Here is a 23,688-nt window from a genome sequence, read left to right on the forward strand (position 1 = left end):
GGATTTTGCAAAGGTCTCAGGCCGTCTGAAAAGCCATAAACGGTTTTTCAGACGGCCTTTTGTATTCGGACGGTTAGGCGGTTACTGAATATACGCTTTCAGACGGCCTTTCTTTATCCGCAATCAGTTTCGCCACGGCGGCGGCCAAGCCTTTCCTGTCCATGTAGTCGCGCGGGATTTCGTCGATGGCGGTATGCAGCGTATAGCTGTCGCTGCCGCTGTTGCCTAAGCCGCACGGGCGCAGGATGGTCCAGTGCAGGCCGCTTTGGCGCAGGTGGTTTTCCGCTTCGGTTTTGGCCTGAACCGCTTCGCCCAATGCCTGTTTGAACATTGCGTTCGTGTTTTCCCACTGTTCGCCGCAGCCCATGCTGGTTACGAGTATCAGGCGGGCTTGGGGGGCGTGGGCGGCCACCGCGTCGATGATGTTGATGTTGCCGGCCGCATCGCTGCGTACGCCCGCTTCGTTTTTGCCGCCGACAAAGCTGACGACGGTTTGCGGTTTGCTGTCGCGGATGACGGCGGCGCAGGCTTGCGCGTCAAGCACGTCGGCCGTTGCCGTATTTGCGCCGTGTTGTTTGAAAAACGGGTCTTCGGCCTGTTCGGGGCGGCGCAGGACGGCGGTAATGCCGTCTGAAAAACCGTCTGCCGACAGGCGCGCAATCAGTTCGCGGCCGCTTTTGCCGTTCGCACCGAATATGGTCAGCATGGTTACGCCCCTTTCCCTTCGGCAAACAGCGCGCGCATGGCTTCGATTTGGTTTTGGCGCAATTCGCCGTTTTCATCACGGCCGACATAAATCTTGAACATCGCGCCGCCGCTGCGGTTGATGAAATTGAGCGAAACTGTGGCCTTGCCCATAAACGGGCGTTCGACCAAATAAACCGCCGTGCAGTTTTCATAATAAATATGGCCGTGGATGCCGCCCGGTTCGGCTTCTTTAAAATTGTAGAAGCCGCGTCCCACGCTGCCGTCCGGCAGTTTGCCGGTTACTTCGGCAATCACGTCGGGCGTATGGGCGATAAACGTAACCGCTTCGTCCCATTTTGCGATTGCCTGCATGATTTCGACAAAACGTCCGCCGTCCGTTTTTTTCACCGTGCCGGCGGGCAGGCAGTTGATGACTTCTTCGAAACTGCATTGGAAGCGTCCGGCCAGCATTTCGAGAATCTGGCCGGGATTTTCGGCCAGTGAGTTGCGCAATACCGTTTGTTGTTCGGCAGACAGGGGGTTAGGCATAGATTGCTCCTTTTCTTCGTTTGCGGGTAGGGCAAGCATCAGCTTGCGGGTTAAGGTGGGCGACCAGTAGCGGCCGCTGGTGTTTAAATGAATCAGGCCGTCTGAATCGGGTTTGCCGGTCAAACCGAGTTCCGCCCACTGCGCCAGCAAGGCCTGCGCGCGTGGTTGCCCGGCAAACAGGCGGCTGTCTATGGTTCCGGTTTCGATATCGTGCTGCAAACGGCCGAGCAGGTATTTATTGCCGCTGTGGCGGCTCATGTAGGCGATGTTTTTTTGGCCGGCGGGCGTGGCAAGGTAACTGTCCAAATCGCTTTGCACCTGATAGCTGTATCCGCCGCCGTTGCCGCCCGCGCCCGAACCGAAGGCCAGGCAGGCCATATTCGACTTGACCAGGCGGTTGTACAGGTTGCGTTCGCCGCGTTCGGGATAGGCGAAGTGGTTGTTGCTGATTTGCCGCCAGCCCTGTTGCGCCAAATACTCGACCGTATAGGCATATTGCAGCGACTGCGTGTCGAAGCCGGCCGGCGGCGGAAACGCGCCTTTTTCTATCATGCGGTTGATGGGCAGGAAGGGATAACAGTTGAAGGCGTAAGTATCGAGACCCGACAGCGGCAGGGCGGCCGCAATGCGCAAGTCATTATGCCAGACTTCATCGTTTTGCCCCGGCAGGCCGAAAATCAAATCGGCCACGACCACGGCATCCAGCCTGCCCAGCTTTTCCAAATAGGCGGCCGCTTCTTCGCCGCTGTGCTTGCGCCCCAAACGGCGGCGGATGGCGGTATCGAAAGTCTGCACGCCGATGGAAATGCGGTTTACCCCCGCATCGATGCAGGCCTGTGCCTTGGCTATATCGAAATGGCTCATGCGGCCTTCCAGCGTAAATTCGCAATCGTCGGCCAGCGGCAGATAACGGTAGCAGGCTTTGATGAGTCGAACCAGATCGTCGGTCAAAAGCGCGGTGGGCGTGCCGCCGCCGAAATAGACGGCACGGATTTTGCCGTTTCCTTGGCGGATTTCGGCTTCCTGCGCCAACTCGGCAATGATTTTATCGGTATAGGTGCGGCTGTAATCATCTTTCCAGGCGTTGCGGTAAAAGCCGCAGAAAACGCAATGGTTGGCGCAGAACGGGATGTGCAGGTAAGCCAAGGTATCTTCCTGTAATACCGTTTGCGCCTGCTCGCGCCAAAGCCGCTGCCACTCATCGGACGGCACGTCGATGCCGCCCCACACAGGCATCAGTGCCTGCCGCTCGGGAAAAGCATCCGGTACGGCTTGCCCGTTGCTGATTTTTATTTCTCGTTTCATGGCATCATGAATCAAATAATAACGGTTATTATTCTGTGTAAAAAATGAGATATTGTTTTTGATTTATGTCAAATAATAGAAAATTATTATTAAATTTGATAGATATTATTTAAAAGTGGGGTTTATATGGGAGGAATTAAGGGTTTTAATATTTATTTAAATCATATAATTATGTTTAGAAATGGTGTGTGCAAAGCAAGGCTGCGGGTGGCGTGATTTATAGAAACCGATTCACCGGGCACTTTGCATATTCAAAAATTATCTCCTTAAGGCTAAGGAGGCAGACAAGTTAAAACGGATTGGTGGTTTATGATTCGGTTTTGATTGCATCGTTTCCGCACCGGTAATACAGAGAGGCCGTCTGAAACTTTTCAGACGGCCTCTATTGGAATACCGGAAAACCGTTTTACAACACGGATTTCACACTATCAACCACATTGTCCACGGTAAAGCCGAATTCTTTGAACAGCAGTTCGGCAGGGGCGGATTCGCCGAAGCGGTTGATGCCGACGACTGCGCCGTTCAATCCGACGTATTTATACCAGCCGTCGGCGTGTCCGGCTTCTACGGCGATGCGCGGCAGGCCTTCGGGCAGGACGGCGGCTTTATAGGCGGTGTCTTGGCGGTCGAATACGTTGGTGGACGGCATGGAAACGACGCGGACGGCGATGTTTTGCGCGGCGAGGGCTTTTTGCGCTTCCAAGGCCAGCTCGACTTCTGAGCCGGTGGCAATGATGACGGCTTGGGCGTTGCCTTGGGCTTCGCTGATGACGTAGCCGCCGCGTTTGATGTCGTTCAGTTGTTGCTCGTTGCGCGCTTGGAATCTCAGGTTTTGACGGCTGAAAATCAGGCTGGACGGGTGGTCTTCGGCTTTTGCCGCTTCCGCCCATGCGACCAAGGATTCGGCAGTGTCGCACGGACGCCATACGTCCATATTCGGAATCAGGCGCAGGGTGGCGGTTTGCTCGATGGGTTGGTGGGTCGGGCCATCTTCGCCGAGGCCGATGGAATCGTGGGTGAAGACGAACACGGGGTTGATTTTCATCAGTGCCGCCATGCGCAGGGCGTTGCGCTGGTATTCGCTGAACATCAGGAAAGTCGCGCCGAAGGGTTTCACGCCGCCGTGCAGGGCAAGGCCGTTCATGATGGCGCCCATGCCGAACTCGCGCACGCCGTAGTGGATGTAGTTACCGCCTTTTTCGCGGGTAACGGAGACGCTGCACGGCCAGTCGGTCAGGTTGGACGGGGTCAGGTCGGCAGAACCGCCCACCAGTTCGGGCAGCGCTTTGGCGAGGATTTCGATGCTGTTTTGGCTGGCTTTGCGGGTGGCGATAGTTTCGGCTTTGGCGCACACTTCTTGCATGGCCGTCTGAATATAGGCATCGAAGTTTTCAGGTAGCCTGTGTTCCATGCGGCGCACGAATTCTGCGGCTTCGGCAGGATATTTGGCTTGGTATTGCGCAAACAGTTCGTTCCATTCGGCTTCCAATTTCGCGCCTTGTTCTTTCGCGCTCCATGCGTCGTAAATTTCTTGCGGGATTTCAAAGGCGGGGTAAGTCCAGCCCAGATGTTTGCGCGTGGCTTCGATTTCGTCCGCGCCCAAAGGTGCGCCGTGGGTTTTGTGGCTGCCTTCTTTGTTGGCACTGCCTTTGCCGATTAAGGTTTTGCAGCAGATGATGGACGGTTTGCCGGTTTCGGCGCGGGCGGCTTCGATGGCGGCTTGAATGGCGGCGGTGTCGTGGCCGTTTACATTGGGTACGACGTGCCAGCCGTAGCTTTCAAAGCGTTGCGGGATGTTTTCGGTAAACCAGCCGTCCACTTTGCCGTCGATGGAAATATTGTTGTCATCATATAAAACAATCAGTTTGCCCAAGCCCAAAGTGCCGGCGAGCGAACAGGCTTCGTGCGATACGCCTTCCATCAGGCAGCCGTCGCCCAAGAAGACATAGGTGTAGTGATCGACGATGTTCAAACCGTCTTTATTGAATTCGGTGGCAAGGATTTTTTCGGCTAATGCCATGCCCACTGCGTTGGCAATGCCTTGTCCCAACGGGCCGGTCGTGGTTTCCACGCCGTCGGTGTAGCCGTATTCGGGGTGGCCGGGGGTTTTGCTGTGCAGTTGGCGGAAGTTTTTCAAGTCTTCAATGCTCAGGTTGTAGCCGGTCAGATGCAGCAGGCTGTACAACAGCATGGACGCGTGGCCGTTGGAGAGGATGAAGCGGTCGCGGTTGTAGAATTTGGGGTTGGCGGGGTTGTGGTGCAGGAATTTCGTCCACAATACTTCCGCCATTTCCGCCATACCCATGGGCGCACCAGGGTGGCCGGAGTTGGCTTTTTGGATGGCGTCGGCGGAGAGGAAGCGGATGGCGTTGGCAAGTTGGGAGGGCATGGTGTTTCCTAATAGTTGGGTTTGAAATGGGTTTGTAGGCCGTCTGAAAAAACGGGTCGGTTATTCGCCGCTTAACAGGTCGTAATTTTCGTAAACGGATTCGACGAGCGGGCTAAAGTCATCGGCGGAGAAATGGGCATGGCCGATGCCGATTAACCGGCTTAAAGGGTCGTCCGTATCGGCGGGTTCGGCATTTTCGCCGGTAACAAAATCCTGCCGTGCGCGCGCTATCATGCCTTGCACGTATTTCGCGCCCGCGCCGAGGCCGGTGAGTTTGCCGGCCGCATAGGCATCAATGTCGTCGGCGTCCATCAGACATACCAGCCGGCCGAAGCCGAAGCAGTAGCCGTAGAAGATAAAGCCCGCCACTTGAAACAGCAGTTCGTCGTTTATATCCCAGCGCGGATCGTTTGTGATGCTGGAGAAAAGGCGGTTCGCTTTGTCGTGGAAGGCTGGTTGCATGGCGGATTCCTGAGGAACGGGCGGTTTTGCCCGAGCTGTTCGTGATGAATGGGGGATGAAAAACGGTGCAAATTATAGCCGAAGCCATGCTTTTTTCCTACAAGACGGATTGGTGCGGGGGAGGGAAATTTAAGTGTTTCGGTGAAAGCGGATGCAGGGTGCATGCGTTGAAACCATCGGGAAAACAGTTTGCCGTGCATGGTGTTGATGTTGCGGCGGACGAAGCATGATTGAGGCCGTCTGAAAGATGTTTGCACGGTTTCAGACGGTCTTTTAAGCGGTTGGAGGCGGGTTTGTATGTTTCCTTTATCTTTACCTCGCCACCGCGCCGGTGGCGGTTTTGCGGATAGGCGTTGCTTGAAAGGAATGGCGGCTTCTTTTGATAAAGAGGCCTTGGCGATTGTCGGCCCGGATTGGAGGCCGTCTGAAAAGCGGGACGGCTTCAGCGGCGGCCTTCCACATCGATAATCAGCACTTCCGACTGTGATCCGAGCCGCAGCGGGATGCCCCAGAAGCCGTAGCCGGAAGTAACGAAAAAGTGGCCGTTGCCGATTTTTTCATATCCGTAGTGCAGGCGGTTGATGGCGCGGACGATGAAGTTGGCCGGAAAAATCTGGCCGTTGTGGACGTGGCCGGAAACTTGGACGTCGATGGGCAGGGTCGAATGCAGTTCGATTTCCGAAGGGCGGTGGTCGAGCAGGACGACGGGTTTGGATGTGTCGGCCTGCTCCAGCAGTTCGGCGGTTTTCAGACGGCCTCTGTCCAAATCGTCTGGGCGGCCGATAACGGTCAGGCCGCCCGTTTCGATGATTCCGTCGTTTAGCACCGTGATGCCCGCCGCTTCGATGGCGCGGGTAATCTGCCGTTGTGCGCCGAACAGATCGTGATTGCCCAATGTGGCATATACGCCCAGCGGCGCGCGCAGTTTGGACAGGTGCGGCTGCATGTGTTCGGCTTCATAGGCGGCGGTGTCGTCGTCCATGATGTCGCCCGGCAGCAGGATGATGTCGGCTTTTTCCTGTTGCATGATGCCGGCCAGTTTGTCGAGTTGGCGCGCGCCGAACAGGATGCCCAGGTGAAGGTCGCTGGCTACGCCGATACGCAGCGGTTTGGCCAAAGGCTTGTCCAATACCACGCGGTAGTGGCGGACGGTCGGGAGATAGGCGTTGTAGAGCGACAGGCAGAACAGTGAAGCCACCGCCGCCGGTGCGGCAATACGCAGGATGTGCCGGAGTTTTTTGTCGGCCACGCGCTTGCGCAGCAGCAGTTTCAATAACCAAACAAACAAGGCGGCAAAGCCGGTATACAGCAGCAAGACCATCCACAGCGCGGTCAGGCGGAAAGAGCCGTTCCACAGCCTGAGGAGGGAGAGGATTATCAGGCCGTTGCCGAAGGAAAACAGGGAGAGGCAGAGCAGCCGGCAGCCGCGTTTTTTCAGACGGCCTTCAAACTGCCAGCATAAGGCTTTGTAAAAACCGTAGGTAAACGGCTGCATCAATAAGACAAACAAGGTCAGGAAGGAGAGGAATTTCATGTATGTGTTGCGTGTGTGGTGATTCGGACGGATTGTATGCCGTCCGGCGCGAGTGGCGGCAGGGGTTATGATAAGAAAGCCGCCCGCGGATGCATACCTCGGGACGGCTGAAAGCTGATGATGCGGGTGTTTAGTATTTTACGCGCACGCCCGCGGATACTTCGTGGGTGTGTACTTTTACACCGTCGAATTTGCCCCAGTGGTTGTAGCGGTAGCCCGCATCCAGGGCGATGTTTTGATTGATGTCGTAACCGATGCCCGTCATCACGCCCAAGCCGGTTTTGGTTTTGCGGGTTTCATAACGTTCGATAAAGTTTGAACTGTATTCCGTTGTGTCAAACGATACGCGGTTGAGGCCTACGCGTGCGCCGACATAAGGTTTAACAGGGGATTGCAGGTTGATGTCGTAAATGGCGGAAACGCCGAAACTTTGGAATTTGGCTTTCGCGTCATAATTGGTGGAGCTGCTGATTCTGCCGCTTTCTTTGTGGGATTTGTAGTGGGTGTAGTCGGCTGCCACACGGAAATCGCCAAAGTCGTAACCGCCGGACAGGCGCGGGCTGAAGCCTTTTGCCGTCACGCTTTCGCCGTGAGCCTTGCCTTTTACCGAAGCATGGCCGACATCGCCTTGGATATAAAATCCACGGTGTTCGTCTGCCAGTGCAATGGCGGGAAGGGAAAGGGCAACCAGTGTAGCCAGAATTTTTTTCATGATGTTGTTCCTCGTAGGTGGAAAAAATTATTGATGGCCATCAGTCTCTCTGCAACTGTTGGCTGTTTGGATTGTATTGCGTTCCGTCTGTTACAACAATCACATTTTTCATTGAAAAATTGCAAGCCCCCGAAGTTTGGTACTTCGGGCGGCTTGCGTGAATACAGATGGTTTGAAAAATTAGAATTTCACACGCACACCGGCAGATACTTCGTGAGTGTGTACTTTCACGCCGTCGAATTTGCCCCAGTGGTTGTAGCGGTAGCCAGCATCTAAGGCAACATTTTGGGTGATGTCGTAGCCGACACCAGCCATCACGCCAACACCGGCTTTGGTTTTACGGTAAGTTTCAGTTTCGCTGTATGTAGCAGTTTTAAAATGATCATCGAAAGAGACACGGTTGATACCTACACGCGCACCGACATAAGGCTTAACAGGGGAATTTAAGTCAAAATCATAAATGGCTGATACGCCTACGCTTTGGAATTTCGCTTTATAGTCTGAAGATGACAAAGAACCTTCTTGATGCAATTTAAGAGTTTTATAGTGGGTGTAGTCGGCGGCTACGCGGAAGTCGCCGAAGTCGTAGCCTGCGGACAAGCGTGGGCTAAAGCCTTTCACTTTACCTTTATCTTCGCCGGTTTTGGCTTTAAGTGTCGAATGGCCGACATCACCTTGAATATAGAAACCACGGCTGTCATCTGCCAATGCAACAGTTGAGATAGACAGGGCAATGAGTGTAGTCAGAACTTTTTTCATGTTTGTGTCCTTGATTGGAATGATTAAGGGGTATTGCCGCCGGATAATTATTCAAATCCAACGGCTATCCCGATTGTATTTTATTATGATAAAACAAACAACATGAAAACTGTCTGTCACGGCCTTCGTCAGTAGCCTGTGGATGTTACATTTTGGCGTATCAAGGTCGTCTGAAAAAAATCTAATCCTACAAAAAGCACTGCAACAAATCGTTTAAAAACAACCGTCCCCGTTCGGTCGGGCGGAACACGGTCGGGTCGGTTTCCAGCAGACCTTTTTGTCTAGCCGTTTCGATTTGTGCCATGATTTTGGCGGCAGGTACGCCTGTGCGTTCCTGCAACATCGCGGCAGGTACGCCGTCAGTCAGGCGAAGGGCGTTCATCATGAATTCGAACGGCAAATCTTCAGCGGCAACGGTTTTGCGTTCGACGGCTTCACTCGGTTGGCTTTGCATTAAGGCGAGGTAGTCGTTGGGATGGCGGCGGCGGACGGTGCGCTCGATGCGGTCAGGATAGGAGATTTTGCCGTGCGCGCCCGCGCCTATGCCCAAATAATCGCCGAACTGCCAGTAGTTCAAATTGTGGCGGCACTGCATGGCAGGTTTCGCAAAAGCCGATGTTTCGTAATGGATAAAACCCGCACCTTCCAGCGCGCCGTGTACCGCGTCTTCGATGTCGAGGGCGGCTTCGTCTTGCGGCAAACCTTTCGGCGGCGTATGGTCGAACGGCGTGTTCGGCTCCATCGTCAGATGATATGCGCTGATGTGGGTCGCGCCCGTGGCGATGGCGGTTTGCACGTCGTCTAATGCCGTCTGAACAGTCTGGTTCGGCAGGGCATACATCAAGTCGATATTGACTTTATCAAATAATTTCAAGGCGGTAGCTATGGCAGTTAAGGCTTCTTTGCCGTTGTGGACGCGCCCCAGCCGCGCAAGCATATCGTCGTTGAAACTCTGTACACCAATAGAAAGCCGCGTGATGCCTGCATCTTTAAATCCTTGAAACTTTTCGATTTCAAACGTACCCGGATTGGCTTCCAAAGTAATTTCCGCTTCCGGCTGCAAGCGCAACAGCGAACGCACGCCGCTCAACAAACGGTCAATCGATTCCGCCTGAAACAGGCTGGGCGTACCGCCGCCGAAAAATACCGTTTCCACCGGTCTGCCCCAAATATTGGGCAATTCGAGCTGCAAATCGGTCAGCAGCGCGTCGATATAGGCGGCTTCGGGCAATCCGTTTTTCAGGCTGTGGGAATTGAAGTCGCAATACGGGCATTTTTTGATACACCACGGGATGTGGATGTAGAGCGACAGGGGCGGCAGGGCGGTGAGTTGTCCGGCTTGGGAGAATGTGATTTGGGTCATGGTGTGTTTTGGGGATTGAGGCCGTCTGAAATTTTTTCAGACGGCCTACCGATTGATTTATAAGGCTTCGATTTTTCTCAACAATTCCCGCAACGCCTGCCCCCGGTGGCTTTCGGCGTTTTTGATTTCGGGGGCAAGCTCGGCGGCGGTGCAGTTGTGTTCGGGCAGGTAGAAATGCGGGTCGTAGCCGAAGCCGTTGGTGCCTGCGGCTTCTGCCTGCCATTGTCCGCGCCATATGCCTTCGGCGATGATGGGCTGCGGGTCGTTTTCGTGGCGGACGAGGACGAGCACGCAGACGTAGTGGCAGCTTTTGTCGGTTTTGTCGGCGAGGTCGTCTGAAAGGCGTTTGTTGTTGGCGGCATCGGATTTGGGATTGGCTCCGGCATAGCGGGCGGAGAAGACGCCGGGTGCGCCGTTTAAGGCGGCGGCGCAGATGCCGGAGTCGTCGGCGAGCGCGGGCAGGCCGCTGTGTTTGGCGGCGTGGCGGGCTTTGGCGAGCGCGTTCTCAACGAAGGTGTGGTATGGTTCGGGGCATTCTGGCGTGTCGAACTGGGATTGCGGCAGGACTTCGATGTTCAAATCGGCGAAGAGGCGGGTAAATTCTTTGAGTTTGCCTGCATTGCCGCTGGCGAGGACGATTTTGTCGAACATGGGTTTTCCTTAGCGGGATTGGTTTTGCTGTTCGCGCATTACTTTAGCGCGGGCGTGTTCGCGGACGAAGAGGCCGAGGCAGGCGACTTGGCCGAAGACGACACCGAATGCGAATAGGAAGGCGGCGACGGCGAATTGTTTGCTTTGGATGGAAAGCAGGTACGCGCCCAGCGTTACCAATGCGATGAAGAGCAGGGTGAAGAGGAGGGTCAGGATGAGGAAGGTTCGGCGTTTGGTCATGGCGGTAAACGGGGTTAGGTGGTTCGGGAGGCCGTCTGAAAAGCGGGGAGTGTGTTTTCAGACGGCCTTTTTTGTTTATCCTGCCGTTTCCAGCCTGTCGAGCAGGGCTTCTGCGGCGGCGGAGACGAGGCGGAAGGTTTCGGCGAAGTCGCCCGTGTACCAGGGGTCGGGCACGGCCCGGTAGCCGCTGTCGGGAATCAGGTCGGTGAGCTTGAACTGTTTTCCGGGGCGGCGGCCGAACTGCCGTTCCAGTTCGGCCAGGTTGTCGTCGTCCATGGCGATGATGAGGTCGTAATACGCCGGGTCTTCGCGGCGGATTTTGCGGCTGGAAAATCCGTCGGCGGCAATGCCGTGCGCCTTGAGTTCGGCCCGGGTGCCTCGGTGCATGTCTTCGCCGTCGTGCCAGCCGGACGTGCCCGCGCTGGCGGTTTCGACGAGGTGCGACAGGCCGCGTTCGGCGGCTTGGTGGCGCAGGACGTATTCGGCCATCGGCGAGCGGCAGATGTTGCCGAGGCAGACAAACAGGATGCGGCGTTTGTTCATGAGTGTCCGCCGTCGCCGTAGAGCGGGTTGTGGCCGGGCAGTTTGACCGCTTGCGAGTAGGTGGGCAATTCGTCGTTTTCGCCTATGGGGTCGTGCAGCAGGCGGATGTTTTCCACTTGGCATTCGGCCAGCAGGTCGAGGAAGTTTTGCTGCACGATTTCGATTTTGTCCATCGGCGAGAGCGGCCAGGTGAAGGTTTGCGGCTGGAGTTCGAACTGGCTGTCGGTGGCGTTGAAGCCGAATACGAGTTTGCCGCCTTCCTGTGAGGCCATGACGACGCCGACGCGCGGGCTTTGCAGGCGGATGGAGCGGATGGAGTTGGCGGTGAAAACGTCCAAAGCCATACGCAGGCGCATGTGGCCGGCATCGGTAAGTGCGGCGGGCGGGCTGTCGGGGGAGAGGGGGTTGGCAAACAGGGTGACGCCGGGGGCGGACAGGGCCTGCTGCCATACCTGCATCAGCGGCAGGGCGGCTTCTTGAAGGTTTTTGCCCAAGGCGGCGGTCAGTTCGCGGCCGCCGTAGCCCAGTGCGAAGGCCGCGCTGACGGATTGGCCTTCGACCAGCGGCAGGCTGTCGTTTTGCGGCAGCGAGGCGGCGAATTCTGCGGCGGCTTCGGCGTTTTGCTTGGCTTTGAACCATTGTCCGGCATTGATTTCGGAGATTTGTCCGGCGGTGAACAGTTGCGGCAGCCAGGTGGCGCGGGAGAGGGCGCGAGTGTGCGGGTAGTTGGCCAGGCAGGCGGAGAGCTCGGGCACGGGTGCGGCGGCGGTGAGGGCGGCGGCTTGTTTGCAGCCGGCAACCAAAATCACGGGCAGGGCGAACCATTGTATTTCTTCGTCGGTTTTGGCCTTCAATACGTCGTTGAGCGCGGCCATCATGGTGCCGTATGCGGCCTCGCTCGGGGTCATGCTGAGGGCGACGGAAAGGTTGAGGTAGAAATTTTGCGACAGCATGCCGTAAATCTGCGCGCGCAGTGCTTCTGCGGCCAGTTTGCCCTGTGCGCCGCCGCGCGCGGCCTGTTCGGCGTGCATCAGCAGTTCGCGCTTGACGGGTTCGGCGGGGTAGGGGCGGGTGTCGGGGAGATAGCGGTGTTCTGACATGGTGTTTCTGCCTTTGTTTTGATGTGTCGTGTGAAAGGCGGCGATTATAACGCAAACCGTATCTTGAAAGGCCGTCTGAAAGCATCGGGGCGTTTTTCAGACGGCCTTTTTCCGCCGCGTGGGGCGGAGGCGGGTTTTACGGTAAAATGGTGCCGATTTTACGACACCGGAAACAAGGAGCGACCATGTCCGCCGAGCTGGAAAAACAATTGCTGCCGCACCGCAATGCGATAGACGAAATCGATGCCTCCGTTTTGAAACTGTTGAACGAACGCGCCGTCCATGCGCGCGCCATCGGCGAATTGAAGGGGACGGGCGCGGTATACCGCCCCGAACGCGAGGCGCAGGTGTTGCGGCGGATTAAGGAATTGAACCGGGGGCCGCTTTCGGACGAAGGCGTGGCGCGGCTGTTCCGCGAAGTAATGAGCGAATGCCTGGCGGTGGAACGCCCGCTGACCATCGCCTACCTCGGCCCGGCCGGCACGTTTACCCAGCAGGCGGCCGTCAAGCATTTCGGCCACGCCGCCGACACGGTGGGCTGCAATACGGTGGACGAATGTATGCGGCAGGCTGAATCCGATCAGGCCGATTATGCCGTCGTGCCACTGGAAAATTCCACCGAAGGTTCGGTCGGCCGTACGCTGGATTTGCTGGTGTCCTCGCCGCTTCGGGCCTGCGGCGAAGTGGTGTTGCGCATCCACCACCAGTTGTTGCGCAACCGCGAGGGGCTGGACGGCGTGCAAACCGTTTACGGCCACGCGCAGGCCTTGGCGCAGTGCCACGACTGGCTGGGCAAAAACCTGCCGGACAGCATCGTCCGCGTACCGGTGTCGAGCAATGCCGAAGCCGCGCGGCTGGCGGCGGCAGACGGCTCCGCGCTGGCCGTTGCGGGCATAACCGCCGCCGAAATCTACGGCCTCACCGTTTTGGCGCGGAACATCGAAGACGAGCCGAACAACACCACGCGCTTTCTGGTGTTGGGCAAACAGGACACTGCGCCGAGCGGGCGCGACAAAACCTCGCTGCTGTTTTCCACCCCCAACCGCGCCGGTGCCGCCGCCGAACTGCTCACGCCGTTCAGCGAGGCGGGCATTTCGATGACCAAATTCGAAAGCCGTCCGAGCAAAACCGGCTTGTGGGAATATGTGTTCTTCATCGACATCGAAGGGCATAAGGACGACGAAACCGTCCGCCGCGTCTTGGCGCGTTTCGCCGAGCGCAACGTTTTCGTCAAAATCATCGGCTCTTACCCCGTGGCCGTGCTGTGATGGCGAAATCAGGGAAACGCCCCGTACGGCGGCCGCTTTCAGACGGCCTCCATACCTTTAACGCCCGACTAAGGAAACAGAGATGGAAAATATCTTATTGCGGCAACTGGAAAACGTGCTTTGCGAAGGCATGAAGGTTCCCGAAGAGTTGCGCCGGCTTTATCAATGGATTGAAGACAACGGGTTTTACGAAGACCGCGAAGGCATCCGCTACGGCTATCTGTACCCGCAGCAGGCGTTACGGGACAGTTGGACCGATACCGAACGCGAAGGCGGCACCATCATCTCGTTCTATGCCGACAGTAGGGAAGAACAGGACGAGACCGTTACCCGCTACTACGGTAATAAGGATGAAGAAATAAGCAGCCGTCTGTGCATATTCAGCCAAACGGGCGCGGAAGGTTCGATGGGCGCGCTGTGGCTGGACGACGAAGGCGAAACGCGAATCGTCCACCTCGGCTCCGGTTCGGGTTCCACCATGCTGTGCACGCTGGCGCAAAACGGCCTGGATTTCCTGCGCCTGCTGGCCATCGGCTACGACGAAATCTGCTGGGATTCCGAACTGCCGCTGCCGCCGAACCACGACGAAGACGAACTTTTTGTCAAACCCAACCTGCCTTTCCGCGCATGGGTGGAAAACACCTTCCGCACCACCATCCCCGAATTGGGCACGGAGATTGTTACCCCCGTACAGATGGGGGAGCAGGAAAGCAAGGGCGATTCGTTTGTCGAATGGTCGAACAAGGTGGTGAGGTAAAGCATGGTGGAAAATCCCGCCTGCGGCTTCCAACCGGAAACCGCCCCGTCCCCGCCCGCCGCCTGCGCCATACTCGGCTTCGGCTACCTCGGCCGCCCGCTGGCCGAGCGGCTCTATCAGCACGGCTGCCGCGTCTCCGCACTGAAAAGGCGGCTCACGTCCGACGACATCAACCTGCCCATCGGGCTGCACACCGCCGATTTAAACCAAACCCCGCTTTCAGACGGCCTCTTCGCCTGCTGGCAGGGCATTCCGACTTGGATTTGCCTGCTGCCCCCTTCGCCCTTTGCCGACTATCCCGCACTGATTGCGGCATGGGTCGCAGCAGCGGAACGGTATGGCGCGGAACATCTGATTTTTACCGGCAGCATAGGCGTTTACGGGCGGCGGGAGCGGGTGTGCGACGAAGACAGCCCGCCCGATGATGGAGATGAAAAAGCCGTGCGGCTGCTGGCGGCAGAGCAGGCGGTGCGGGCAAGCAGCGTAGCCGCCACCGATATTTTGCGGCTGGGCGGCCTCTACGATGCCGAACGGCATCCGCTGGCGACCGTTGCCAAAAACGCAGGCCGTCTGAAAGGCGGGGAAGCGGTCAATATGCTGCACCGCGACCGCGCCGTTTCCGCCCTGTTTCAGACGGCCTGTACGCCCGACGGACACCGCCTGAGGAATCTGGTGGAAACCCCGCACCCGTCCCGCCGGAGCTTCTACGCCGCCGAGGCCGCCAAACTCGGCCTGCCCGTGCCGCAATTTGCCGAGGGCGGCGGACGGGGCAGGACGGTGCAAACCCGATACGGCGATTTTTCTGCTATATTGCAGCTTGCCGATACGGCAGGATGAAACACGCGGCCGGCGCGGGCGGTTTGAGGCCGTCTGAAAAAACGCCGGACAGACAGAGACACGCAACGCGACACCGCAGAAACAATGAGGCCGTCTGAAAGCAAAGCCCTAACGGAGCCCAACCGTTCAGACGGCCTCGAAAGACAGAAAACGATATGCCGACACTTTCCATATTCAACCACATCATCCGTCAAAACCCCGAAACGCAGGCCGTACTGGCGGGCTACAACGGCATCGTCCTCACCATCCGCGCTGCCGGTTTCACCCTGCACGGCCGCTTCAACAGCGAAGGCCTGTTCGAACACAGCCCGCACGCCACCGATGCCGTACTGGTGTTCCGCGACAGCGTATTGCGGAAAATGCTGAACGGGCAGCAGCCCGGCGTGGGCGATTTTGAAATCGAAGGCGACATGGCCTTGGGCTTCAGGCTGCTGACCGTCATCGGCGGCCTGCGCTATCGGGCCGACCGCGATTTGAGCCGCCTGTTCGGCGAAGAGGCGGCGGAACGCATAGGCGGGCGCGGACGGAAAATCGCCGGCACGCTGAAATCAATTGGCCGCAGCCTGTTGGAGCAGGGCGCGGATTTTTCCCGGGAACCCGAATCGCCCGTGGTTTCGCGCGAAGAATTCGAGCAGTGGGCGGAAGAGGTCGAACGCCTGCGCGACGACATCGCCCGCCTGCATGCGCGCTTGGATAAGTTTGAGCGCGATTGGTAAATCCGAATATCATCCGATAAAAAAGCCGTCTGAAAGCCTGTTCCGCTTGGTTGGAACTTGGTTTTCAGACGGCCTTTTGTATTTGCCCGGCGGCTGTTTGCAAGAGTGGAAGAGGGGGCGGTCATGCGATTTTCGGTTAGAAGGAATACGTCAGTGCCGCGATGCCCGGCCTATGGTGAATCGAAAAAAGGACTTTCCATACCGTCCTTCTCACCTGGGCGGGAATGAGACGATTCGGCCTTTTCCATGTTGATTCCAGGCAAAAGGCCGTCTGAAAGTATGGCTTCCTGCATGGAACGGCTTTCAGACGGCCTTTGACGTTGAGGCGGCATTTGGCTTTACGCCTTTACGCCTGTCCGTTTTCCCGTGCCGAACCGTATTTGTCCCACAGCAGGCGCGGGTCGAAATAGTGCGCCGACAGCATGGTCAGCAGCACCACGAGGCAGAAATACAGCGAGGCGGGGCCGGGGGTAACGCGGGCGATGTTGGTGTGGAACGTGCTCATCAGGATGATGATGACGAAAATATCAATCATCGACCAGCGGCCGATTTTTTCCGTAATCCGGTACAGCAGGGAAACTTTGCGGATGTCGAACGGCACACCGTAGCGGCTGCACAGCAGCAAAAAGGCCATGGCGAAAATCTTCAAGACCGGAATCATGATGCTCGCGCTGAAAATAATCGCCGCAATCGCACGGTCACCGCTGTCCCACATAAAGATGATGCCGCCCATGATGGTGCTGATTTCGGTAACCGTCGGGTTGGAGGAAATCATAATCGGCAGCATGTTGGCGGGGAGGTAGAGCACCGCCGCCGCCAGCAGGAAGGCCCACGACAGTTTCTCGCTGTTCGGCCTGCGGGTGAAAAGATGGGTGCCGCACACTTGGCAGAGGATTTCTTCAGACGGCCTGAAGTAGCGGCAGCGGCTGCAACAGATTTTACCTGTGTTGTCGGCATAAATCGTGGTGTGGCCGCGCAGGCGGTGGATTTGGTAATACACCCAGTGTTCGGGGACGGACAGCGTGGTTCGCAACAGCAGCAGCACCATCGGGAACATCAGCCAGAATGAGCTGCCGAAATCCACCTGCACCACGTCGCCCAGTTTGATGTAGGCGACCAAGGTCGAAATCAGGAAAACGTCGGCCATCACCCAGCTTCGCAGCCGGACCATCGTCCGCGTGGCCATCAACAGGCCGGGCAGGGGACTTTGTACCGCCAGCGCGCCGTAAACATAGAGGCACAACAGCAAAAACAGCAGCGGCAGGCCGAAAGTAAAAACGAACATGACTTCGGCCAAAAAACCGAAGTCCTGCAAAATCAATACTTCCAGCATAAACGGCAGCGTCAGCCGTTCATAAACGCCTATGGTGCTGACGGTCATGAACATGCCGCTGTACACGCACAGAAGCAGGATGAGCGTGGCCAAGGCCAGCGCGAGCGGGGTGGTAAAAGGACGGTTTTCCACCCGCACCAGTTCGTGATGACAGCGCGGGCAGTCTGCCTGCCGCCCCTGCCCAAGCATCGGAATCTCAATCAGCAGGCCGCATTCGGGACAGTTCAGGCTGTGCGCGGGCAGCATCAGGCGGCGCAATTTCGGCCGATGCCGTCTGAAAAGATGTTGCGGCGCGGTTGTCTGGCGGAACAGGGGCATGACGGATAAGGAAAAAACGGAAAAGGCGGATTATACGGATTTTGCCGCCCGGGCGGAAACCGGCGTGCGGAACGGAAAAAGGCCGTCTGAAAACAAGGTGTTTCAGACGGCCTGCAACTTCATTTTTTATTCGTCCTGCAATAAAACCGACGGCCGCTGTGCTTTCCTCAGCTCTTCCACTTCATCCAAAAGCCGCATAATCAAGCCCAACGCAGGGATGCCGGCCTCAAAATCACGGCTCAGACGCTGTGCGCGGCGGATGCGTGCAAGGTGGAAACCGCTGAACGTAGTTTGTTCGGGCTTGCCGCCTATGCTGATGATGTCTTCCTCGATGAGTTCCAACAGCCAATCGCGGCGGCAATGGCTGACAGCAATGATTTCTTCGAAAGTCAATGTGATGTCGGTGGATTGCGTCATGGTTTATCCTTCCTTTCATGCGTGTTTCGTAGCGAAATGCTCTGCCAGTTTCTCCCATGCGGCACGGTCGGCTTCGCTTTCCGCAACAGGGACATTGATGCGGATATTCAAGTATAGGTCTCCCGCCTCTTTTGCCGGAATGCCCTTGCCTTTAAGACGGATGGTTTTGCCGCTCTGAGTGTTGGCAGGCAGATTGACCTGTAAGCGGCCGGATGCGGTAGGAACGATGATTTTGCCGCCCAATACCGCTTCCCACGGTTTGACGTCTATCGTCTGATATACGTCTTTTCTGTTTTTGACGTATAAGTCTGGCCGGTCGTGGAACTTGATTTTCAAGTACAAATCACCGTTTGCTCCGCCGTTGCTGCCCGGCAGTCCCTGCCCTGCCAGACGGATTTGCTGGCCTTCGGCGATGCCTTTGGGGATTTTGACGTTGAGGGTTTTGCTTTGGTAAACCATACGGCCATATTCGTCCAAAGTCGGCACATTCAAAGTCAGACTGCGCTCCGCACCGGTATAGGCTGCGTAAATATCGATGCTCAATTCAGCGTGTTGATCCTCTCCCTTGACAGGGCCGCGCGGCTGCTCGGGTCGGGAGCGGGCGTGGCGGAACGATGAAAACAAGTCTTCAAAATTAAAGTCACCCGCGCCGAACGGCTCTCCTTCCCGGTACTCATAACGGAAGCCTCCGCCGTCGAAACCGTTGCCGAACGGGTTACCGCCTTGTCCGAACGGATTGCCCCCTGCGTTGCGACCATAAGGGTTTGCCAGCATTTCATCATACTCGGCACGTTTTTCTTTGTCGGAAAGCGTCTCGTAAGCACGATTAATTTCCGCCGTACGCTCAACGGCATCCGGCTCTTTGCTCACATCAGGATGGTATTTGCGCACCAGCTTTCGATAGGCTTTTTTAATAGCAGCTTCATCCGCATCTTTAGCGACGCCCAATATTTCATAATAATTTTTTTCTGTCATAAATTCAGTTTCTCATGGTTATAAAAATCTAAATCCGATGGTGCTCTAACTTGAGTCGTCCGTGCGTATTTCAAGGCTTCCGGCAGGGTCTTGGACGGTGGCCTCCGGTTTTTCAGACGGCCTTGGGCGGGGATGCGCCGGTCAGCTTAAAAACAGGCGGTAGGCCGGATTGCCGGTTTGGTCTTCGTAGACATAGCCCACGCTGTCGAGGAAGGCGGCGAAGGCGGTTTCATCTTCGGCGGGAACGTCGATGCCGACCAGGATGCGGCCGTAGTCCGCGCCGTGGTTGCGGTAGTGGAAGAGGGTAATGTTCCAGCTGCTCTGCATGTGGTTGAGGAAGTGGCGCAGCGCGCCGGGGCGTTCGGGAAATTCAAATGTAATCAGGCGTTCGTTTTTCACTTTGTGGCTGCGGCCGCCGACCATATAACGGATGTGGATTTTGGCGATTTCGTCCTCGGTCAGGTCGGTGTTGGGCAGGCCTGCGGCGGTGAGTTCAGCCGCGATGGCGGCACGGTCGGCCGAGCCTGTGGTTTGGATGCCGGCAAAGATGTGGGCGGTGTCGTCGTCGCCGTAGCGGTAATTGAATTCCGTGATGCTGCGGTTGCCCAAGGTGTTGATGAATTTGAGGAAGCTGCCGGGGCGTTCGGGGATGGAAACGGCGAAAATGCCTTCGTTGCCTTCGCCCAGTTCGCTGCGTTCGGAAACGTGGCGCAGGCGGTGGAAGTTCATGTTGGCACCACTGTTGATGGCAATCAGGGTTTGGCCTTCGCAGTTTTCGCGGGTGACATAGGCTTTCAGGCCGGCCAAAGCCAATGCGCCGGAAGGTTCGGTAATGCTGCGGGTGTCGTCGAAGATGTCTTTCAGCGCGCCGCAGATGTCGTCGGTGTCTACCAGGATGATGTCGTCCAAAAGGTCGCGGCAGATGGCGAAGGTGGTTTCGCCCACCAGTTTGACCGCCGTGCCGTCGGCAAACAGGCCGACGTCTTTCAGTTCCAAACGTTCGCCCGCTTCAATCGAACGTTTCATGGCGCAGGCATCGAATGTTTCCACGCCGATGACTTTGATTTCGGGGCGCACGTTTTTGATAAAGGCCGCAATGCCCGCCGCCAGCCCGCCGCCGCCGATGGGGACGAAGACGGCATCAATCGGCTTCGGATGCTGGCGGATGATTTCCATGCCGATGGTGCCTTGTCCGGCGATGACGTCGGGGTCGTCGAAGGGCGGGATGTAGGTCAGGCCGCTTTCGGCCACCAGTCGGACGGCGTGGTCGTAGGCATCGTTGTAGGATGTGCCTTTCAATACGACTTTGCCGCCGCGTTCTTTAACGGCGTCTACTTTGATTTGCGGGGTGGTTTCGGGCATGACGATGGTGGCGCGGCAGCCCAGCGTTTGTGCCGAAAGGGCCACGCCTTGCGCATGGTTGCCCGCGCTGGCGGTAATCACGCCGCGTTCGAGTTCGGTCGGGCTTAAAGCCGCCATTTTGTTGTATGCGCCGCGTATTTTGAAGGAGAAAACGGGCTGCAGGTCTTCCCGTTTGAGCAGGATGTTGTTTTTCAGACGGCGTGAAAGATTGCGGGCGGGTTTGAGCGGGGTTTCGACGGCGACGTCGTAAACGGAGGAGGTGAGGATGCGGGTGAGGTAGTCTGCGTAAGGGCGGGTGTCCATGATGTTAAATTTTTTTTACGAAAGGTAAAACCATACCCGCAGGTTGGAGCGAACGCAAGAAAAAGTTAGCAAAGGCGGGGGCTGTCGGTATAATGCGGCTTTTTTCGCCGATATGCCGCAAATGGTTAGTGCGGCGGCGGAAATTTTTCAGACGGCCTCCGGCCTGAAAACCCCATTACTTTCCCCATAATTCGTTGTCCTATGAAAAAATATCTGACTGTGGCGGCATTGGCCGTCGTCCTTTCCTTTCAGACGGCCGATGCCGCCCGTAGCAAACATAAATACAAGAACAGATACAAACGCCCCGTCGCGGCAGCAACAGCCGCTGCGGCAACGGCTGCCGCTTCGGCCGTGCCGGGCGAGAATGCGGCTTCCGAGCCGGACGTTCTGCCGCCCGAGCCGGTTCCGCAGGCTTCGACCGCGCCGGAAATCGCCGCCGCCGCTTATTTGGTGCAGGATTTGCAAAGCGGCCAGATTCTGACCGGCAAAAACCTCGACAAGCAAATCGAACCGGCATCGCTGACCAAATTGATGACGGCCTATCTGGCCTTTAAAGCCTTGGAAGAAGGCCGTCTGAAAGCCGAAACCATGCTGACGCCGTCTGAAACCGCCTGGCGTGCCGAAGGTTCGCGCATGTTCCTCAATGCGGGTAAACCGGTGGCGGTGGGCGATTTGCTCAAAGGCCTGATTGTGCAGTCGGGCAACGATGCCGCCATCACGCTGGCCGAAGCGTTGGGCGGCAGCGAGGCGGGCTTTGCCGACATGATGAACGCCGAAGCAAAACGCTTGGGCATGAGTAAAACCCATTTCGTCAATGCCACCGGCCTGCCGTCCGACGGCCACATGAGCACGGTGCGCGACCTGGCCATCCTGTCGGCAGCGATTATCAAGGATTATCCGAAGTATTATCCGATTTACTCGATGCAGTCCTTCAAATATAACAACATCGAGCAGCCCAACCGCAACCTGTTGCTCTACCGCGACCCGAATGTGGACGGCCTGAAAACCGGCCACACCAACACTGCCGGCTACAACCTGATCGCTTCGAGCAAGCGCAACGGCCGCCGCGTGGTTTCCGTGGTGGTGGGAACGGAAAGCATTGAGGCGCGTGCGGGCGAGAGCAGCAAACTGCTGAATTGGGCCTTGCAGGCCTTCGATACGCCCAAGGCTTACGATGCAAACACCCCGGTTTCGTCGGTAAAAGTGTACAAAGGGCAGGAAGACAACGTAAACATAGGTTTCTTGGAACCCGTCTACCTTACCATCCCGCACGGCGAGGGCAACAAAGTCAAACCGGTTTTGGAAACCGTGCAGCCCGTTTTGGCACCGATTGAAAAAGGCCAGGTGCTGGGCAAACTGAAAATCACCTACAACGGCCAAGTGCTGGCCGAACGCAAAGTCGTCGCGCTGACGGCCGTGGACGAGGCGGGCTTTTTCGGCCGCCTGTGGGACAGCATCAAGCTGTGGTTCAAAAACATGTTTGCCGACGAATAAGCACGGCCGTGCCGTGTCGGCGGCGACCTTCCTGCAAAATTCGCGGGTCGGCCGCCGCTTCCTTCTGCGCAGACAGGCCGTCTGAAACCCGCCGTATGGGGCGAATCCGATGAAACGATTTATTATCTCCGTTATCCTGCTGTTTTTACTGACCGTTACCACCTTGGCGGTCGGCCTTTACCTTTTAGAATAAACCATGAACCATAATCGTCATTCCGCCCCGACTGGCGGCACGGGAGGGGGTAAAGGCTGGCTTCGCCCTTTATTGGTGTGGGTCGGATTGTTGGTAACCCTGCTGCTGCTGTTCGGCTTCATGGTACGCCCCAGGCCGCCTGAAAACCTGATTTATCCGAAAACGGGGCAAACCGGCGGCGAAACCGGCGGGATGGATGCGCTGGCCTATCTCAATCATTTGCGCGGCGAGGCCGGATTGGGCGCGTTTGCCCGTTCGCCCGAACTGACCCGCTCCGCCGCCGCCCATGCAGACTATCTGACCGATTTTCCCGAAGACATGCACGATGAAAACCATCCGGAAAGCCGTTTTTTCAGCGGCAAAGAACTGGGCGACCGCGTGAAAAAAACGGGCTATCAGTATTTGGGTGCACAGGAAAACGTCAGCACCGTTTCCAACAGCGAACCTGTCGGCAAGACCTTGCAACAGCATCTCCATCTCGACGGCCTGATGACGGCCATCTACCACCGTTTCTCCCTATTGGATGCCAATAGCGACGAGGCGGGCATCGGCTACACCGTCAGAAACGGCAACCACGCCTTCGTGGTCAATCAAGGCAACAGCCGTGCCAACAAACGGTGCGGCCAGACGAAGCATTCGGAGGAGGATGTTGAGGAATACCGCTCGTTTTATCCTTCCGCCTGTCAGAACGGCGGCATTCTCTATGCCGATGAAGTAGACATTGCCGCTCCCGATTACGTTGCCTACCCGGTGGGAAAACGGGTGGCTACGATGTTTGCCAACGAAACCCCCAATCCGCTGCCCGACCGCAAATTCAGCGGCAACCCGGTCAGCATCGCCTTTAATGAAGAAGGGGATGACGAAATCGAGATGCTGTCGTTCGAATTATTCAAAGGAAAGGAAAAAGTCGGCAACACGCGGATTTTGGATGCCGAAACCGATCCCAACAAACTGTTTACCCCCTACCAGTTCGCGCTTTTCCCGCTCGACCCGCTGGCCTACGACACCGAATACCGTGCCGTATTCCGCTATGCCGCAATCAGCAAAGAAGACGGCTTGGCCAGAGAAAAGAAAGTCGAATGGACTTTCCGCACCCGCAAGCCGAATTTCGACTACTTCAACCTGCAGGGCGGCGAAAATATGGCCGTGCAGGCGGGAAAACCCCATTACCTGCGCTGGCCGCTTTCGCTGTGCAACGGCGATTGCAATAATGTGAGTTACAGCTCATACGGCGATGCCGAATTGGTGATACACGAGAGCTTGCCCGACGGCGTGGTGGTCAGCGTGAAAGGCAGCCGGGGCAGCGGCGTGCGCCTGGTCCCGGAGGGTAAATCAATCCCGGAATCCGCCCTGCTGATTCAATAGCCAACAACGGGGCATACAATATCGAGGCCGTCTGAAAGATATGTTTCAGACGGCCT

The 23,688-nt window shown here is 56.9% G+C and carries 22 protein-coding genes; 6 read left to right on the forward strand and 16 right to left on the reverse strand.

The features are described from left to right. Positions 1–73 precede the first annotated feature (73 nt). The 12 genes from HMPREF3107_RS10025 to HMPREF3107_RS10080 all read right to left on the reverse strand — a co-directional run bounded on the left by HMPREF3107_RS10025 (position 74) and on the right by HMPREF3107_RS10080 (position 12,294). A complete protein-coding gene (locus HMPREF3107_RS10025) occupies positions 74–706 on the reverse strand; it encodes an NAD(P)-dependent oxidoreductase (protein WP_070455187.1) in 633 nt (210 codons plus the stop codon). A 2-nt stretch (positions 707–708) separates the two neighbouring features. Beyond that, on the reverse strand, positions 709–2,541 hold the full coding sequence (gene hutW / locus HMPREF3107_RS10030) for a heme anaerobic degradation radical SAM methyltransferase ChuW/HutW (RefSeq protein ID WP_070455188.1): 1,833 nt from the start codon (positions 2,539–2,541) through the stop codon (positions 709–711). Positions 2,542–2,947: 406 nt separating this feature from the next. After that, on the reverse strand, positions 2,948–4,930 hold the full coding sequence (gene tkt, locus HMPREF3107_RS10035; RefSeq protein ID WP_070455189.1) for a transketolase: 1,983 nt from the start codon (positions 4,928–4,930) through the stop codon (positions 2,948–2,950). A gap of 60 nt (positions 4,931–4,990) precedes the next feature. After that, the gene (locus HMPREF3107_RS10040; protein WP_070455190.1) at positions 4,991–5,392 is read right to left on the reverse strand and encodes a hypothetical protein; all 402 of its coding nucleotides are present in this window, start codon (positions 5,390–5,392) and stop codon (positions 4,991–4,993) included. 442 nt (positions 5,393–5,834) lie between these two features. Further along, positions 5,835–6,926: a metallophosphoesterase gene (locus HMPREF3107_RS10045; protein WP_070455191.1), complete on the reverse strand. Its 1,092-nt coding sequence runs from the start codon at positions 6,924–6,926 to the stop codon at positions 5,835–5,837. 130 nt (positions 6,927–7,056) lie between these two features. After that, complete coding sequence (locus HMPREF3107_RS10050) at positions 7,057–7,638, reverse strand: opacity family porin (protein WP_070455192.1); 582 nt, start codon at positions 7,636–7,638, stop codon at positions 7,057–7,059. Between the two features lie 180 nt (positions 7,639–7,818). Then, positions 7,819–8,397, reverse strand: coding sequence for an opacity family porin (locus HMPREF3107_RS10055; protein WP_070455193.1), 579 nt, complete (start codon positions 8,395–8,397; stop codon positions 7,819–7,821). Positions 8,398–8,584: 187 nt separating this feature from the next. Further along, entirely contained in the window at positions 8,585–9,760 is a 1,176-nt protein-coding gene (gene hemW, locus HMPREF3107_RS10060; RefSeq protein ID WP_070455194.1) for a radical SAM family heme chaperone HemW, read from the reverse strand. A gap of 57 nt (positions 9,761–9,817) precedes the next feature. Further along, positions 9,818–10,411: an RdgB/HAM1 family non-canonical purine NTP pyrophosphatase gene (gene rdgB / locus HMPREF3107_RS10065; RefSeq protein ID WP_070455195.1), complete on the reverse strand. Its 594-nt coding sequence runs from the start codon at positions 10,409–10,411 to the stop codon at positions 9,818–9,820. Positions 10,412–10,420: 9 nt separating this feature from the next. Next, on the reverse strand, positions 10,421–10,651 hold the full coding sequence (locus tag HMPREF3107_RS10070) for an NGO_0222 family membrane protein (RefSeq protein ID WP_070455196.1): 231 nt from the start codon (positions 10,649–10,651) through the stop codon (positions 10,421–10,423). A gap of 75 nt (positions 10,652–10,726) precedes the next feature. Further along, positions 10,727–11,194 carry a low molecular weight protein-tyrosine-phosphatase gene (locus tag HMPREF3107_RS10075; protein WP_070455197.1) on the reverse strand — a complete coding sequence of 156 codons (468 nt, stop codon included), beginning with the start codon at positions 11,192–11,194 and terminating at the stop codon, positions 10,727–10,729. Beyond that, positions 11,191–12,294 carry a conjugal transfer protein gene (locus tag HMPREF3107_RS10080; protein ID WP_070455198.1) on the reverse strand — a complete coding sequence of 368 codons (1,104 nt, stop codon included), beginning with the start codon at positions 12,292–12,294 and terminating at the stop codon, positions 11,191–11,193. Before HMPREF3107_RS10080 ends, HMPREF3107_RS10075 begins: the two co-directional genes overlap by 4 nt. A gap of 185 nt (positions 12,295–12,479) precedes the next feature. Here HMPREF3107_RS10080 and pheA point away from each other — a divergent pair, with 185 nt between their 5' ends. From pheA to HMPREF3107_RS10100, 4 genes are all read left to right on the forward strand, one after another. Further along, a complete protein-coding gene (pheA, locus tag HMPREF3107_RS10085) occupies positions 12,480–13,562 on the forward strand; it encodes a prephenate dehydratase (RefSeq protein WP_040666439.1) in 1,083 nt (360 codons plus the stop codon). An 82-nt stretch (positions 13,563–13,644) separates the two neighbouring features. Continuing rightward, a complete protein-coding gene (locus HMPREF3107_RS10090) occupies positions 13,645–14,319 on the forward strand; it encodes an SMI1/KNR4 family protein (RefSeq protein ID WP_070455199.1) in 675 nt (224 codons plus the stop codon). A 3-nt stretch (positions 14,320–14,322) separates the two neighbouring features. Beyond that, on the forward strand, positions 14,323–15,156 hold the full coding sequence (locus tag HMPREF3107_RS10095; protein ID WP_070455200.1) for a Rossmann-fold NAD(P)-binding domain-containing protein: 834 nt from the start codon (positions 14,323–14,325) through the stop codon (positions 15,154–15,156). Between the two features lie 155 nt (positions 15,157–15,311). Further along, positions 15,312–15,872, forward strand: coding sequence for a ubiquinone biosynthesis accessory factor UbiJ (locus tag HMPREF3107_RS10100; RefSeq protein WP_070455201.1), 561 nt, complete (start codon positions 15,312–15,314; stop codon positions 15,870–15,872). A 346-nt stretch (positions 15,873–16,218) separates the two neighbouring features. Here HMPREF3107_RS10100 and HMPREF3107_RS10105 read toward each other — a convergent pair whose 3' ends face one another. The 4 genes from HMPREF3107_RS10105 to ilvA form a co-directional block, all read right to left on the reverse strand. Further along, positions 16,219–17,523 carry a paraquat-inducible protein A gene (locus HMPREF3107_RS10105; protein WP_371327485.1) on the reverse strand — a complete coding sequence of 435 codons (1,305 nt, stop codon included), beginning with the start codon at positions 17,521–17,523 and terminating at the stop codon, positions 16,219–16,221. Positions 17,524–17,649: 126 nt separating this feature from the next. Next, entirely contained in the window at positions 17,650–17,940 is a 291-nt protein-coding gene (locus HMPREF3107_RS10110; protein WP_049248054.1) for a chaperone modulator CbpM, read from the reverse strand. 15 nt (positions 17,941–17,955) lie between these two features. After that, the gene (locus HMPREF3107_RS10115) at positions 17,956–18,915 is read right to left on the reverse strand and encodes a DnaJ C-terminal domain-containing protein (protein WP_070455202.1); all 960 of its coding nucleotides are present in this window, start codon (positions 18,913–18,915) and stop codon (positions 17,956–17,958) included. A gap of 141 nt (positions 18,916–19,056) precedes the next feature. Continuing rightward, entirely contained in the window at positions 19,057–20,580 is a 1,524-nt protein-coding gene (gene ilvA / locus HMPREF3107_RS10120) for a threonine ammonia-lyase, biosynthetic (RefSeq protein ID WP_070455203.1), read from the reverse strand. 201 nt (positions 20,581–20,781) lie between these two features. Here ilvA and HMPREF3107_RS10125 point away from each other — a divergent pair, with 201 nt between their 5' ends. Together HMPREF3107_RS10125 and HMPREF3107_RS10130 are read left to right on the forward strand one after the other, a co-directional pair. Next, a complete protein-coding gene (locus tag HMPREF3107_RS10125) occupies positions 20,782–22,074 on the forward strand; it encodes a D-alanyl-D-alanine carboxypeptidase family protein (RefSeq protein WP_070455204.1) in 1,293 nt (430 codons plus the stop codon). Positions 22,075–22,270: 196 nt separating this feature from the next. After that, the gene (locus tag HMPREF3107_RS10130) at positions 22,271–23,632 is read left to right on the forward strand and encodes a CAP domain-containing protein (protein ID WP_070455205.1); all 1,362 of its coding nucleotides are present in this window, start codon (positions 22,271–22,273) and stop codon (positions 23,630–23,632) included. The last annotated feature ends 56 nt before the right edge of the window (positions 23,633–23,688 follow it).

Origin of the sequence: Neisseria sp. HMSC31F04, from assembly GCF_001807735.1 — a bacterium.
GTDB lineage: Bacteria > Pseudomonadota > Gammaproteobacteria > Burkholderiales > Neisseriaceae > Neisseria > Neisseria elongata.